A 14459-nucleotide genomic window follows, 5' to 3' on the forward strand; every position below is an offset into this window, starting at 1 on the left:
ATTTTCAGAGTCAACGATGCAAAAAGACAAAAGGGATGGAAATCAACTCGATTCCCATCCCTTTTGTCTACAGTCTGAAACCGCTCCACAACAGAGAGGTTTTACACTTCCTATTTCCAAAAATCATCAAAAACCGTAATAGGAAGATGCCGCTTGTGTGCGGATCGAAGGTAGTGACGTTCAATTGTTTGGCGTGCATCGTCCGGTACCGGTTTTCCTTCTAGATAGTCGTCGATTTGTGTGTATGTAACACCGAGTGCGACTTCATCAGGTAATGCCGGTTTGTCTTCCTCTAAATCTGCAGTCGGTACTTTGTTATACAAATGCTCCGGGCAGCCAAGGAATCGGAGCATTTCCTTCCCTTGTCGTTTGTTCAAACGGGCTAAAGGCGTCACGTCCGCTGCCCCATCGCCAAACTTTGTAAAGAATCCTGTGATGGCTTCTGCCGCATGGTCAGTACCAATCACTACACAATGATGGAACGCAGCCATTGAAAACTGGACTTTCATACGTTCTCTAGCTTTTTCATTGCCTTTTTCAAAATCAGACAAGGAAATCCCTGCCGCTTCAAGTGCGCGGCGGCTAGCATCGACTGCTTCTTTAATATTCACGGTATACGTACTAGTAGGTTTTATGAAGCGCAATGCATCCTGACAATCATCTTCGTCAAATTGCGTGCCATACGGCAACCGGACTGCGACGAACTTATAGCGATCCGTACCAACTTCTGAATTCAATTCATCTACTGCCACCTGTGCGAGCTTTCCAGCAAGAGTCGAGTCTTGACCTCCGGAAATCCCAAGTACGTAGCCTTCTAAAAACGTGTTTTTCTTCAAATACGACTTTAGGAAATCCACTGAGACCCGTACTTCTTTTTGAGGATCGATTTCTGGTAACACACGTAATTCTTGAATAATTTGCTGTTGTAAGTTATTCATACCTGATCCCTCCTATTCATTTATGAAGTCGCTTACCATCTCCTGGACTTCTTGAATATTCCTCATTTTATTATCCCAACATTTCTGACTTAAATCGACAGGATACTCTTCCGGATTCAGGGATCGTTTGTATTCATCCCATAACAAATTCAAGTTGTCTTTGGCATATTGTTGAATTTCTTGAGTTGAAGGCACTTCATAAATCACTTGTCCATTGTCGATGACTTTTTCATGAAGGTCTCTGGCTTCAAAATTCGTTACAAACTTAGAGATGAATGTATGAACGGGATGGAACATTTTAATACGCTTTTCTGCATTAGGATCCTCATCATACATCGTGATGTAATCTCCCTCAGCTTTTCCATTTTCTTTATCAATAATCCGATATAACTTCTTTCGTCCAGGCGTTGTCACTTTTTCAGCATTGGATGATATCTTGATGGTATCCACCATCTCACCATTTTCGCCTTCGATCGCAACGAGCTTGTAGACAGCACCTAGCGCTGGTTGGTCATATGCGGTAATGAGTTTTGTTCCGATTCCCCAAATATCCACTTGTGCCCCTTGAGCTTTCAAGTTGAGAATCGTGTATTCATCCAAATCATTCGACACAACGATTTTCGCATCCTTAAATCCTGCCTCATCCAACATACGTCGCGCTTCTTTTGACAAAAATGCGATGTCTCCACTATCTAGACGAATGCCTATGAAGTTAATGGTATCTCCGAGTTCTTTCGCCACTTTAATAGCAGTCGGCACGCCAATTTTTAACGTGTTATACGTATCAACAAGGAAGACACAGTCACGATGACGTTTGGCGTATGAGTGAAACGCTTTGTATTCACTTTTGTAAGCTTGCACGAGGGAATGGGCATGCGTGCCGCTCGCCTGGATACCGAATAGCTTGCCAGCGCGCACATTACTGGTTGCTTCTACGCCTCCAATTACTGCAGCACGAGCTCCCCAAACAGCCGCATCCATTTCTTGTGCACGACGACTACCGAACTCCATCACCACTTCGTCTTTCACGACTTGCTTTATACGACTTGCCTTTGTAGCAATCAACGTTTGGTAATTGACGATATTTAAGAGTGCCGTCTCAATAAGCTGCGCCTCTGCTAAGGTTGTTTCAACTCGCAGAATTGGTTCGTTTCCAAATACGGTTTCTCCTTCTTTCATGGAATAGAGATTCCCCGTAAAACGGACGTCCTTTAAATAATCGAGAAAATCTTCTTTATAGTGCAATTCGTTTTTTAAATATGCGATATCACTATCAGTGAATTTCAGATCTCTTAAATAATTGAGTACACGCTCTAGTCCGGCAAAAATTGCATAACCGTTTCCAAACGGCAATTTTCTGAAATACAGCTCAAAAATCGCTTTTTTGTTATGGATGCCTTCAGCCCAGTACGTTTCCATCATATTGATTTGATATAAATCTGTATGTAATGCAAAGCTATCATCTGTATAGTTTGAGCTCACACTAATTCGCCTCTTCCAATAGGTTATGTAGACCACTTATAACGTTACTTACCCTTTCTCGTCTTCCTTATAACTCATTCAGTTGACCATTCGTTAAATACTTCTGGTCCAACAGCTCCTCCAATAACACGTCTTAGCAAAACAAATCCCGCCCTTTAAGGATGCCCACTGAACTATTTCCAAACTATATGTAAGTATATCAAATTCCCCAGAGAAAGAAATCATCTGGTCCCTATTGCTTTCAATAAGAAGGCATGGTACTATCAGAATAATCATTTTTCAAACAATTCAATAAACATTTCTTATCAAGAGAGACGGAGGGACTGGCCCTACGATGTCTCAGCAACCAGCCATTAAGGCCGAGGTGCTAATTCCAGGAGGTGCAGATGCATCTCGAGATGAGAGCTGACTTCATGCAGTATGCGCAGAAGGCCCTCTATTAGTCATAAGAGGGTCTTCTTTTTGTATAAAATAGCCGGTTTTCGGCACTAAAGAAAAGGCGGGAATGAGATGACAACACAAACACAAACGGATTTGTTAACTGCACTCACTACGTTAAAGGCAAAAGAATGGGTGGACCTCACTCATACATTCGGTCCAACATCTCCACACTTCTTCATGTTTGAAGATGCTGAGTTCAAAACGCTTTTTAACCACGATGACGGTTTCTTTGCACAGCAATTCAGCTTTGCAGGTCAATACGGAACCCATATCGATGCACCCATCCACTTTGTCCGGGACACTCGCTACTTAGAAGAACTCGAGTTAAAAGAGCTCGTCCTTCCATTAATCGTTGTCGACAAATCGAAAGATGCGGAAGCTGATCATGATTTTACTTGTTCGAAAAACGATTTATTAGACTTCGAAAAAGAACACGGGACGATCGAAGCAGGCTCATTCGTAGCACTCCGTACTGACTGGAGCAAACGCTGGCCAGATTCGCAAAGTTTCTGCAATAAAGATGCAGATGGAAATAACAGAATTCCAGGCTGGGGATTGGATGCGTTGAAATTCCTTTTTGAGGACCGGGGAGTAAAAGCCGTTGGACACGAAACATTTGACACCGATTCTGCTGCAGACTTCCGAAAAAATGGAGCGCTCCATGGAGAATACTACGTACTTGAACAAGATACGTACCAAGTCGAACTCTTGACGAATTTAGACAAACTCCCGACAAAAGGGGCTATCATCTTTAATATCGTTCCAAAACCTGAAAAGGCATCGGGATTCCCTGTGCGCTCTTTCGCAATTCTCCCCTAACAAAAAACAAGCATTCTGCAGTTTTACACAGAATGCTTGTTTTTATTATGCTTTTTTCGATGCATGCATTTCTGTCATGCGCTCGTAGAAGTCCACGAAGTTGTCAACTACAGAATCCAAGAAGGCAACTGTCGATTCGTCTGTTAACTCATCTTGATCATTCAACTTCTGGTGAATAGACCCAATGTACACTTCATTGTTTGGCAAAATCAGTGGAGAAAGACCTGGGTTGGACAAAATCTCGCGTAAATGGATTTGCGCTCGCACACTACCGAACACGCCCATTGATGAACCTACGATGAATGCAGGCTTATCACGTAATGTCGCTTCTCCTCCACGGGATAACCAGTCTAACGCATTTTTCATAGCGCCAGGGATGGAGAAGTTATATTCAGGAACTGCAAATAACACAGCATCCGAATCTTTTACATTCTCTTTAAATGCACGAACATTTGTAGGCGGTTCACTTTCATGATCGACCGAAAACATTTCCACATCATTAATCGAAACTAACGTAATGTCCAAACGATCAGCATAACGTTTTTTCATGAAGTTCACCAATCTTTTATTGTAGGAAGTCGAGCTTGTACTTCCGATAATCGCTTTTACTCGTATTGTCATCTTAAGTAACTCCTTCTGATAATGAATTTCAATTACCATGTAAGGATAGCATATACTCATTTAACTCTTAACTATTTTGCTCATAACACTTGGACCATACAAAAACTGTCCCTTTCAGACTCTTATGAGCTTAAAGGGACAGTTTAAATTTGTTATATTACAACTTAAATCGACGAACCGTCTCCTGCAAACCTTGTGCCATTTCGGCCAATGTTTCTGAAGCAGCTGCGATTTCTTCCATGGAAGCAGTTTGCTGTTCGGCTGTCGCTGCAATATTCTCCGTATGATTTGCTGAATCCATCGCAATGGTAGCGGTCTGTTCAATGACTGCTGCAATACGTCCAGACTCCATCCGGTTTCTCTCGGTACTATTCGTTACATCTTCAATTTGAGCAGAAATGCTAGTAATCGCTTCGGAAATTTGTTGGAAGGTCTGTCCTGTCTCTTGAACGAGATTCGCTCCTTCTTTCACTGCTTGATTTCCTTTTCCAATAGCTGTGACGGAATACCCGATGTCTTCCTGAATCGCCGCAATGAGTGTACCTACTTGAGTAGCGGCGTTCGAGGATTGCTCTGCGAGTTTTCGAACCTCATCAGCAACCACTGCAAATCCTCTTCCGTTCTCTCCGGCACGCGCAGCTTCAATTGCTGCATTTAGAGCAAGTAGATTCGTTTGTTCTGCGACATCCGTAATCATTCCAGCAATTTTTCCGATTTCTGCAGATTTACTACCAAGCTGGTTGACATAATTGAAAGCAGAATCTGTTTCATGCTGAATGGATTCCATATGATTCACGACACGTGTCACTGATCCGGATCCTTCATGGGCAAGTTGAACAGTGGATTGCACCGTCTTCCCTGCTTGCTCCATCTCTTTTGTGACATGCTCCATGTCTGAAGACAAGGTAGCGGCTGCTTGATTGGCTGTTTCAGTTTGTTCCAGTTGTCCGTCAACCCCGCTTGCTAACTCCTGGATAGCCTCTGAAACGTGTTCAACTGAACGACTCGTTTCCTCGCTGCTCGCGGACAACTCCTCTGAAGTCGCTGCCACTTGCATAGATGCATTCGAGACTTGTTCAATCATATCCTTAAGATTGTTCGACATCCGATTCACATACAATGCGAGTTCTCCGATCTCATCACGATTTCGGACCTGCCCAACTTCTCCTGACAGATCGCCGTCCGCCACTTGAGCAACATGATCTGTAATCCGTATAAGCGGTTTCGATAAATGACCTGAAAACCAAATGATGACAACAGCTCCCGCAAGAAGGGAAATTCCAAGAACCACTCCCAGAACCATTAACAAAGTTTTGGATTCACTATTGAAATCCATTAAATAGGAACCCGCGACAACGTTCCATCCCCATTGCGGGAACACTTGAGTATAGACAATTTTAGGCGCAACGGTATCTGTTCCTGGCACCGCGAAATCGAAAGTTAGAAACCCTCCGCCATTTTGCGCGGTTTTAATTGTTTCCATTGTAGTCATCATACCGTCTTTTGTCTTCGAGCCACTTAAGTCTTCTCCCTCTTTAACAGGGTGTGCAAGAGCGACTCCATCATCTCCTAAGACAAAGAAATAACCATGTTCGCCCATATCCACTTCTGATTCGATTGCACGTGTTCCATCTTCCTGAAGCGGACCGATCAGTTTGTCTTTAGCAATATCTTGAGCTTCTTTAAGCGATAAATTGCCTTTATCAACTTGTTCTTGTAACGATTCTAGTACATCGATCGCTAGCATTACATCATTTTTCAATCCTTGTGAGCCAATATCATTCAAACTGTTTTTGGCTAATGTGTAGCCACTTAACCCGATAACCAAACTTGGAATTACTAGTAAAATTGCTGAAATCAATATAAGTTTTGTACGGATTCTCATTTTCATGTTGATCCCCTCCATAGTTGATATCGGTTAAGATTGGCTGTTTGTGACTAATTTAATGTTTTTGCAACACTAAAATATATAGTACTAAAGGGTAAGTCACTCACTTCCTGATGTTTCCTGGATTAGTGAATTCAAACAATTTGTAGCAAGGTATTCTGACCACCTTAATTATTATATATCTGGCTATTTTAAAGTGGTCAATCCCCTGTATACTGAACATATCAAAAGGGGGAATAATTATGAATCTTTCATACGGTGGCGTCATCATGGATGTGATTAACGCTGAGCAAGCGAAAGTGGCAGAAGCTGCTGGGGCAGTGGCAATAATGGCATTGGAACGAGTCCCTTCGGATATCCGTGCAGAGGGTGGCGTAGCAAGAATGGCAGATCCACGGATTGTCGAAGAAGTTCAACGAGCGGTTTCGATTCCAGTCATGGCGAAGGCACGCATTGGACATATTTCCGAGGCGCGGATATTAGAATCACTTAATGTGGACTGCATCGATGAGAGCGAAGTGCTAACACCCGCTGATGAAGAATTCCATCTGTTAAAAAGTGAATTCCGGGTACCCTTCGTTTGCGGTGCGCGCAACTTAGGGGAAGCTGCTCGCCGTTTAGGCGAGGGGGCAAAGATGCTTCGTACGAAGGGTGAGCCAGGTACAGGTAATATAGTAGAAGCTGTGCGCCATCTTAGAATGATCAATGCTCAAGTAACGAAGGTTGTGCATATGAACAATGAAGAACTCATGACAGAAGCACGCGAACTTGGTGCTCCTTATGAACTGCTACAAGCCATTAAAAAAGCAGGAAGGCTACCTGTCCTTAACTACTCAGCAGGTGGCGTAGCAACACCCGCAGATGCAGCATTGATGATGGAATTAGGAGCTGACGGTGTATTCGTTGGGTCAGGCATTTTCAAGTCAGACAATCCCGAGGCATTCGCCCGCGCAATCGTACAAGCAACAGCAGACTATAAAAATTATGACTTGATTGCAAAGCTTTCGACGGGACTCGGTACCCCAATGAAAGGCTTGGAAATTTCAAAACTTGCCACTCACGAACTAATGGCAGCTCGGAGTTTGTAAGACTTTATATAGGTACACGCCCTATATCCAGTACGCATTTTTTAGTGGAATAATCCATTAAACAGCAGAATAGATGTACTGGTAAACTTTCCAAAATCATTTCATGTTAAAAACCCCATCGAATCCGAATGCCGGAGTCGGTGGGGTTTTATCAATTTAATAAGCGCGTGCAAACCAAACAGTATGCTTCGCTTCTTTACCACAGTTAATGCACGTATGCTTTTCAACTGGTGGATTGAATGGAATGTTACGTGTCGTGAACTTTGTTTCTTCCTTTACATGCTCTTCACACGCATCATCTCCACACCATCCAGCAAGAATCCAACCAGGGATTTCATTGTTTTCTTGAGATGTAGCAATATGAGTAGTGAGCTCAACCAAGGTTTCAATGTTCGTATGAGAGTTCTCATCACGGAACGTCCGCGCCTTTTCCAACAAGCGGCTTTGCATCGTTGTCAGTTGGTTTTCGATTTCTGATACCAAACCTTCTAATGCAAATGCGTCTTTACCTTCTACATCACGCATTTTCAACATTGCTTGTGCATTTTCTAAATCACGTGGTCCAAGTTCAACGCGAACTGGTACACCTTTTAGTTCCCACTCATTAAATTTATATCCTGGGGACTGATCCGAATCGTCCAAACGTACGCGGATTCCTTTAGACTTCAACTCCGCATAGATTTCATCAAGTTTTTCCATAATCGCAGGATTCTTTTTCCAAGGACCTACTGGGATTAGCACAACTTGTGTTGGTGCAACGCGTGGTGGTAACACAAGACCTTGCTCATCGCCGTGCACCATAATGACAGACCCGATCAGGCGAGTTGACGTCCCCCATGAAGTTGTATGAACGAATTCATGCTTATTTTCTTTTGTCAGGTATTTAATATCAAATGCTTCTGCGAACTTTGAACCAAGATAATGGGATGTTCCTGCTTGAACTGCTTTTCCATCCTTCATCATCGCTTCGATTGAAAACGTATCTACCGCTCCTGCAAATCGTTCGGAAGGAGTTTTTTGTCCATCGTATACTGGGATTGCTAGAAGCTCTTCAACGACTTCTTTGTAAATGTTCAACATTTGCATCGTTTCATGACGTGCTTCTTCTTCATTAGCATGAGCCGTGTGGCCTTCTTGCCATAGGAATTCAGATGTACGGATGAACGGCAATGTTTTCTTTTCCCAACGGAACACGTTCGCCCATTGGTTGATAAGGACTGGAAGATCACGATAGCTCTTGATCCAGTCGGAATATAGGTGACCAATCATCGTTTCTGATGTTGGACGAAGTGCAAGTTTTTCTTCAAGTGGCTCCCCAGCAGCTTCTGTTACCCATGGCAATTCAGGAGCGAAACCTTCGATATGATCCTTTTCTTTTTGGAAGAAGGATTCAGGAATTAACATCGGGAAATACGCATTGCGGTGCCCTGTTTCTTTGAATCGGCGGTTCATCTCATCCTGAATGTGCTCCCAAATTTCAAAGCCATCCGGTTTGAACGCGATACACCCACGTACTGGTGTATAATCCATCAAATCCGCTTTTTGAATCGTATCAATATACCACTTCGAAAAATCATTCTGTTGCGTGTTTGACATGTCAATTCCTCCTGTTCAATGATTGGTTGTGAAGTCTTTGTCCACAAAAAAACACAAAGACATCCTTGTAAAAGGACGTCTTTGTGTTTAGGACGCGGTACCACCTTAGTTCGACTAATAAGCGAAAATCGCACATTAGTCCTCTATCGTTTCGTAACGGGACGAACCGGTCGTGTTTACACGACATCTCGGTGGTAGGGTTCGAACAAGAAGAGGTGATAGAGCTTTCAGCAACGCGCTCTATTTTCTGTTTCACAATTCTTATCTACTTAGCCACTTCATCGATCATTATTTCCTATACTATACCAAACAATCGTTTCCTAAACAATGGTGAAAAGCATTCCGTCCCCCACCAGAGGAAAAAGAGATATACACCTAAATCGTCTTAAACAAAATCGATCCCCCCATACAGTTGGTGGGTTCACAAAATTGTATCCATTCTCCTAGTGAAAAGAGTGATCGTTTTCGAGTTTCATTACGTATGCTTACTAAGAGCCGGAGTCCTAGAATACAGGTCCTACGACTTATGGTATTCTATGAGAAAAGCTTTTATAAAGGAGACTCGGATGAAACATACAGACGACGGAACCTTATACGCTCTAGCGGCCGCCAAGGATCGATCAGCATTTGAACTCCTTTACGATCGATACGAGAAACTAATTTACTCCTTTGCTTACCGATTGACCCAAGATCGTGAAATTGCAGAGGAAGTTGTGCAAGATGTATTCGTTAAATTATGGAATGGTACGACTACCTATAAAGAGGATAAAGGCTCCTTTTCATCATGGTTGTTAACCGTCACTCGGAACAAAGCAATCGACGAAATCCGACGTTTAAAACGACATGATCACGAACCTATAATTGAAAAGGATTCCCTCATTGAACAACCTGGAAGCATAGAAAATACAGTTGAATGGGGCGAACAGAGGGAGGCTATACGGAATGCCGTTCTTGAACTCAAACAGGATCAGCAAGAAATTATCGAACTCTTTTACTTCAAAGGGCTTAGTCAACAAAAAATCGCAAATCAGTGTGAGCTACCACTCGGGACTGTAAAAGGTCGAATTCGATTAGCACTTAAACATTTAAAAGGGTTCATCGCCCAGGAAGGAGGATTCTCGAATGACTGAACAATGTGTGCATCTACTTGATTATTTCAATCGTTCTTTGACTGAGGAGGAAGCACTTGCCTTCGAACAACATCTCGAAGAATGCCCTTCCTGCAGCGCTGAACTTGAGGAACTCAATTTGTTAACCGAAGACCTTCCCTACTTGGCGGAAGAAATTGAAGTTCCATTAAATTTAAAAGCAAAAGTTTTCGCAGCAATTGAGGAGCAACCTTCTTCAGTTAATAATGATAGTAAACCGTTCAGCAACAATGTAGAAGAATTCCCTCAACAAAAAAAAGAAGTACAACCCAGAAAACGAAAAAGTAAACTGGTCCCTGTACTCGCAGCTGCACTCTTCGCTTCATTAATGACAAATGCTTATCTAGCTACCTTGGATGATTCTGCACCAACGGAAGTCGCAGAAAGTAATCTTCAACTAATCGGTAAGGCATTGTTGGATCCACAACCCGGAGCAGATAATGCGTCAGCCGTCGCAATGATGATTAAAGATAATAATGAAACGGTGTTGTTGGTCGATGCCAGTAACTTGCCGGAGTTGAAAGACAACGAATTGTACCAAGTTTGGGTAATTGATAAGGAAACACCTCAACCTGCGGGCTCTTTTAAGCCGACAGATAACGGAAACGGATCCGTTACACATATGATGGATCAGCTAAAAGGAGATTGGGACACTGTTGCAATTACGATTGAAACCGAGCCTGACCTCCCTTCTCCCAAAGGAGCTATTGTTCTCGCAGGCAATATTTAAACAACTAGAAACTAAGTAGGACCGCCGATTGTGGCGGTTCTTTTTTGTTGGATTATAAACTTCCGAAAGTTTTTCCGACAAAAAGTGATCCATTCTATTTTTCTCTCCGTTAGCTTATTACAAAACCGAAAAGGAGAGATTCATGATGAACTACAAAAAACTCGCAGCAATTCCACTGAGCGTATCACTTTTATTTCCAATGGGGGCAATCGCGAACGCAGCCGATCACTCAGGTCATGAAACAACCTCAATGGCAGTTTCCAACCCAGCTACAGATTTGAGAGCGACTCTGGATTCCATCCTTTCCGAGCACGCATACTTAGCAATCATTACAATGCAAAAAGGAATTGACGGTTCAAAAGACTTTGACGCAGCTGCAGCACAATTAGGAGAAAATACGGACGAATTATCCGCTGCAATCGGTTCCGTATATGGTGATGAAGCCGGCATGCAATTCAAAGAAATTTGGAGTAGCCACATCGGATTCTTCGTCGACTATGTGAAAGCTACTGCAGCAAATGATGAAGAAGGTAGGAAAGCCGCAGTAAAATCCTTGGACGGATACCGTGTACAAAATGCAGAGTTCCTTTCTAAAGCAACTGAAAACCGACTAAAAGCAAGCGATCTGGAAGAGGGTCTGAAAATGCACGTGGATCAGCTCATCTGGGCTTTTGATAACTACAATGCAGGAGAGTATGAGAAAACCTATGAAGGCATCACTGAATCAATGATGCACATGTTTGAACCAGGAAAAGGCATCTCTTGGGCAATTACAGATCAGCTTCCTGAGAAATTCGATAACCAATCAGTCGATACACCCGCTGCTGACTTACGCGAACAGTTGAATAACCAATTCTCCACACACGCAGCACTCGCAGTTCTAGCGATGCAAAAAGGAATTGACGGAGCCAAAGACTTTGATGTCTCTGCTGCTGAATTGAATGGCAATACGGAAGACTTAACGAAATCGATTGAGTCTGTTTACGGGGCAGAGGGTGCGAAACAGTTCAATGAAATTTGGAGCAGTCACATCGGCTACTTCGTGGATTACGTAAAAGCCACTGCAGCAAATGATGAAGAAGGAAGAAAAGCAGCAATGGTCAACTTGGATGATTATCGTGCAAAACAAGCAGCTATGTTAGAATCAGCAACCGAAGGACGTTTGAAAGCTGTTGACCTCGAAGAAGGCTTGAAAGTACACGTGGATCAGCTACTCGCTGCATTCAACAAGTACAATGATGGCGATTACGATGGAGCATATGATGACATTCACGAAGCATACAGTCACATGTTTGGTGTCGGTACAATGATGGCAGGAGCTATTGTTGACCAGTATCCCGACAAGTTTGCAGGTTCCATGCCTGCAGATATGCCGAAAACTGGACTTGGTGGTATGAGCCAAGAGTCCAATGATTCAACGGTTATGTGGATTTTGACTAGTTTGATACTTGCAATGGCTGCTGGAGCAGTTGTCATTCGCAAGACACGTTCAGACAACAACTAATTAGAAGGGGGGTGACTCCCCTTCTTTTTCTTTACAATAGAATTCATGGAGGTGTTCAATATGAAATTTCCTAAATTACTTACTGCAAGCCTTCTCGCGTTTGCGCTAGCAGGGTGTAGTAGTTCACAAAATTCTTCAACACAACCGGAAGCGGCACCGGAACCACATTCCTCCCCACAAATGAAAAAAGAAGCTTCTGTAGAGAAACCTTCATCAGAAGGACTTCTACTGGAATCAGAACAAAAAGGCATTATCCCTGTTACACTCGAAATCCCTGCAATCGGGGTGAAATCCGATATTGAAAATGTCGGAGAGTTAGAAAACGGTCAGATGGGAGTTCCTGAAGGTGTGGATAATGTTGGTTGGTTCGAACCAGGCACATTACCAGGAAATAGTGGGAGCTCAGTAATGGCGGGACATATCGACTCCCTTACTGGCCCTGCCGTTTTTTATAAACTCGACAAATTAAAAAAAGGGGATGAAGTAGTCGTTCGAGATGCAGATGGGAAATCATTAACGTTCATTGTTACAAAAACTGAAAAGTATCCCCGCAAAAATGCACCTATCGAAGAGATTTTCGGTTTCTCCTATGGTAGCCGTTTAAACCTAATTACATGTACAGGAGAATTTAACAGAAAAGCAAAAACGCATGAAGAACGTTTAGTCGTCTATACAGAACTTGAAGTTCAAGACGAGCAAGGTTGACTTCACTGAGTACGGGTATACTGCTAAAAAGGAGTGAGATCTATGAACTCGTCACAACAGAACAAGGCAATTTCTCCTATTGAAGCCGTTGATGTGATTGAACAAGTTGCTGGGACCCACAAGGGTTATCGAAGGGCCCACGCAAAAGGTATTGGATTCGATGCTATATTCACACCAAATGACAACGCGAAACCTTTTTCTCAAGCGTCATTTTTACAAGGAGAGGCTCAAAACGTCATCGTTCGTTTTTCTCATAGTTCTCCAATACCCGATACTTCCGAGCAATTGATCCCTATCAAAGGCATGGCGGTACAGTTTCCAATGCCCTCCGGTAAGCCGATCTCGCTCGTTATGGCCAATGCACCGGTGTTTCCAACTAAAACGCCAGAAGCATTTGTACGCCTTATTCAAGCAGTTGGTGGAAAGAATCTATCGTTAAAAGAAAAACTCGCCACACTTAGTAATGACACGGAATTCAAAACTATTCCTGCATTACTGAAGCAACTGAAGACTCCTGCGAGCTTTGCAACCACTCGCTTCTGGGCACTCCATGCCTATATTCTTGATACAGCTTCAGGTGAACATCAGGCTGTACGCTTTTCTTTCGTACCTGTAGCTAAGGAAGATAAGCTTCCCTTCACTACAAAAGATATGGAGTTGGAGCTACTGGAACGTATGGTGGTTTCCCCTGTAAGTTTCAGACTGATGATGACTCTTGCAGCACCAGAAGACCCTATAGATGACCCTTCCATTTCATGGCCAAACGATCGCCTTGTAATCGATGTTGGCAATTTAGTACTTACTGAAAAACGGATAGACCTTGCAGAGAAGCATTTATTCGACCCTACAAACGAAACTCTTGGATTCAGTTGCTCAGACGACCCAGTGCTCCATTACAGATCTAAGGTGTATGAAGAATCCTACCGCAGACGTTCATCTGAAATTTAGGAACCCTTCGACCAGACATCGATTAGCATACAATACCTCTCGTGCTTATTAGGTTTTGACATAGTTTAATAGGGGTAATTTAAAGTTAATTGAATTGGAATAAGGAGGGATTTCCTTGATTGCTTTAGAGAGTAAGATTGAAGGTAAGATGGTCATCTACGGAAATGCACTGAAGCTATTTAAAGAAGCAGGCATGGATATAGGTGGCGGCTGGAAATACGATCATGGTATGTTTGACACGATTTTGTATCAGCGAGAAGAAACAACAATTTATTTAAGGGTTCCTTTTACAGTTCTGCAAGGTGAACTCGATTCACCCAATACGATTATTCGATTCCAAACACCATTTGTCATTAAACACGTTATGAATATCGGTTTGGACGATGAAGATAGTCCATCTATGACCGTTGCTGGATTGGAACAATTCCAGGCTCCACAGGACCCAGATGCCCCTATCGATAGACAACATGAGTTCGCGATTGACGCGCAGACGAAGCTCGATGAGATTGCTGAAGACGTCATGTTTGCTTCTATTTAAGAACGAGCCTACA

General features: G+C 42.9%; 13 protein-coding genes, 1 riboswitch and 1 other annotated feature. Of the genes, 8 read left to right on the plus strand and 5 right to left on the minus strand.

What is annotated here, in order from left to right:
- Nucleotides 1-110 precede the first annotated feature (110 nt).
- Nucleotides 111-938 carry an NAD(+) synthase gene (gene nadE, locus ACR65F_RS07460; protein WP_039043878.1) on the minus strand — a complete coding sequence of 276 codons (828 nt, stop codon included), beginning with the start codon at nt 936-938 and terminating at the stop codon, nt 111-113.
- Nucleotides 939-950: 12 nt separating this feature from the next.
- Nucleotides 951-2420, minus strand: a complete 1470-nt coding sequence (locus ACR65F_RS07465; RefSeq protein ID WP_440503871.1) for a nicotinate phosphoribosyltransferase — start codon at nt 2418-2420, stop codon at nt 951-953.
- Nucleotides 2421-2719: 299 nt separating this feature from the next.
- A riboswitch (SAM riboswitch) is annotated at nt 2720-2825 on the plus strand.
- A 105-nt stretch (nt 2826-2930) separates the two neighbouring features.
- On the opposite strand from ACR65F_RS07465, the gene ACR65F_RS07470 reads away from it, so the two are divergent.
- A complete protein-coding gene (locus ACR65F_RS07470; protein ID WP_039043880.1) occupies nt 2931-3680 on the plus strand; it encodes a cyclase family protein in 750 nt (249 codons plus the stop codon).
- Between the two features lie 45 nt (nt 3681-3725).
- On the opposite strand, the gene ACR65F_RS07475 is transcribed toward ACR65F_RS07470, so the two are convergent.
- Nucleotides 3726-4301 (minus strand): NADPH-dependent FMN reductase, encoded by a 576-nt coding sequence (locus tag ACR65F_RS07475; protein ID WP_052245968.1) that lies wholly within the window; start codon nt 4299-4301, stop codon nt 3726-3728.
- A 157-nt stretch (nt 4302-4458) separates the two neighbouring features.
- The gene (locus tag ACR65F_RS07480; protein ID WP_440503872.1) at nt 4459-6192 is read right to left on the minus strand and encodes a methyl-accepting chemotaxis protein; all 1734 of its coding nucleotides are present in this window, start codon (nt 6190-6192) and stop codon (nt 4459-4461) included.
- Between the two features lie 239 nt (nt 6193-6431).
- Here ACR65F_RS07480 and pdxS point away from each other — a divergent pair, with 239 nt between their 5' ends.
- Nucleotides 6432-7277 carry a pyridoxal 5'-phosphate synthase lyase subunit PdxS gene (gene pdxS, locus ACR65F_RS07485; protein WP_440503873.1) on the plus strand — a complete coding sequence of 282 codons (846 nt, stop codon included), beginning with the start codon at nt 6432-6434 and terminating at the stop codon, nt 7275-7277.
- Between the two features lie 156 nt (nt 7278-7433).
- Here pdxS and proS read toward each other — a convergent pair whose 3' ends face one another.
- On the minus strand, nt 7434-8873 hold the full coding sequence (gene proS / locus ACR65F_RS07490; RefSeq protein WP_440503874.1) for a proline--tRNA ligase: 1440 nt from the start codon (nt 8871-8873) through the stop codon (nt 7434-7436).
- 68 nt (nt 8874-8941) lie between these two features.
- Nucleotides 8942-9164 (minus strand) — a binding site (T-box leader).
- A 275-nt stretch (nt 9165-9439) separates the two neighbouring features.
- On the opposite strand from proS, the gene ACR65F_RS07495 reads away from it, so the two are divergent.
- From ACR65F_RS07495 to ACR65F_RS07520, 6 genes are all read left to right on the plus strand, one after another.
- Complete coding sequence (locus tag ACR65F_RS07495; RefSeq protein WP_440503875.1) at nt 9440-10003, plus strand: RNA polymerase sigma factor; 564 nt, start codon at nt 9440-9442, stop codon at nt 10001-10003.
- Nucleotides 9996-10751 (plus strand): anti-sigma factor, encoded by a 756-nt coding sequence (locus tag ACR65F_RS07500; RefSeq protein ID WP_440503877.1) that lies wholly within the window; start codon nt 9996-9998, stop codon nt 10749-10751. Before ACR65F_RS07495 ends, ACR65F_RS07500 begins: the two co-directional genes overlap by 8 nt.
- Before the next feature lie 142 nt (nt 10752-10893).
- Entirely contained in the window at nt 10894-12255 is a 1362-nt protein-coding gene (locus ACR65F_RS07505; RefSeq protein WP_440503878.1) for a copper amine oxidase, read from the plus strand.
- Between the two features lie 60 nt (nt 12256-12315).
- A complete protein-coding gene (locus tag ACR65F_RS07510) occupies nt 12316-12960 on the plus strand; it encodes a class F sortase (protein ID WP_039043886.1) in 645 nt (214 codons plus the stop codon).
- A 42-nt stretch (nt 12961-13002) separates the two neighbouring features.
- The gene (locus ACR65F_RS07515) at nt 13003-13908 is read left to right on the plus strand and encodes a catalase (RefSeq protein WP_052245970.1); all 906 of its coding nucleotides are present in this window, start codon (nt 13003-13005) and stop codon (nt 13906-13908) included.
- 115 nt (nt 13909-14023) lie between these two features.
- Nucleotides 14024-14446 (plus strand): YugN family protein, encoded by a 423-nt coding sequence (locus ACR65F_RS07520; protein ID WP_440503880.1) that lies wholly within the window; start codon nt 14024-14026, stop codon nt 14444-14446.
- The last annotated feature ends 13 nt before the right edge of the window (nt 14447-14459 follow it).

This window comes from Sporosarcina sp. SAFN-010, from assembly GCF_059415065.1.

Excerpts from the sequence above, each read along its gene's own strand:
- nadE (WP_039043878.1), bottom strand. The coding sequence starts at position 938 with ATGAATAACTTACAACAGCAAATTATTCAAGAATTACGTGTGTTACCA.
- ACR65F_RS07470 (WP_039043880.1), top strand. The coding sequence starts at position 2,931 with ATGACAACACAAACACAAACGGATTTGTTAACTGCACTCACTACGTTA.
- ACR65F_RS07475 (WP_052245968.1), bottom strand. The coding sequence starts at position 4,301 with ATGACAATACGAGTAAAAGCGATTATCGGAAGTACAAGCTCGACTTCC.
- ACR65F_RS07480 (WP_440503872.1), bottom strand. The coding sequence starts at position 6,192 with ATGAAAATGAGAATCCGTACAAAACTTATATTGATTTCAGCAATTTTA.
- pdxS (WP_440503873.1), top strand. The coding sequence starts at position 6,432 with ATGAATCTTTCATACGGTGGCGTCATCATGGATGTGATTAACGCTGAG.
- proS (WP_440503874.1), bottom strand. The coding sequence starts at position 8,873 with ATGTCAAACACGCAACAGAATGATTTTTCGAAGTGGTATATTGATACG.
- ACR65F_RS07495 (WP_440503875.1), top strand. The coding sequence starts at position 9,440 with ATGAAACATACAGACGACGGAACCTTATACGCTCTAGCGGCCGCCAAG.
- ACR65F_RS07500 (WP_440503877.1), top strand. The coding sequence starts at position 9,996 with ATGACTGAACAATGTGTGCATCTACTTGATTATTTCAATCGTTCTTTG.
- ACR65F_RS07505 (WP_440503878.1), top strand. The coding sequence starts at position 10,894 with ATGATGAACTACAAAAAACTCGCAGCAATTCCACTGAGCGTATCACTT.
- ACR65F_RS07510 (WP_039043886.1), top strand. The coding sequence starts at position 12,316 with ATGAAATTTCCTAAATTACTTACTGCAAGCCTTCTCGCGTTTGCGCTA.
- ACR65F_RS07515 (WP_052245970.1), top strand. The coding sequence starts at position 13,003 with ATGAACTCGTCACAACAGAACAAGGCAATTTCTCCTATTGAAGCCGTT.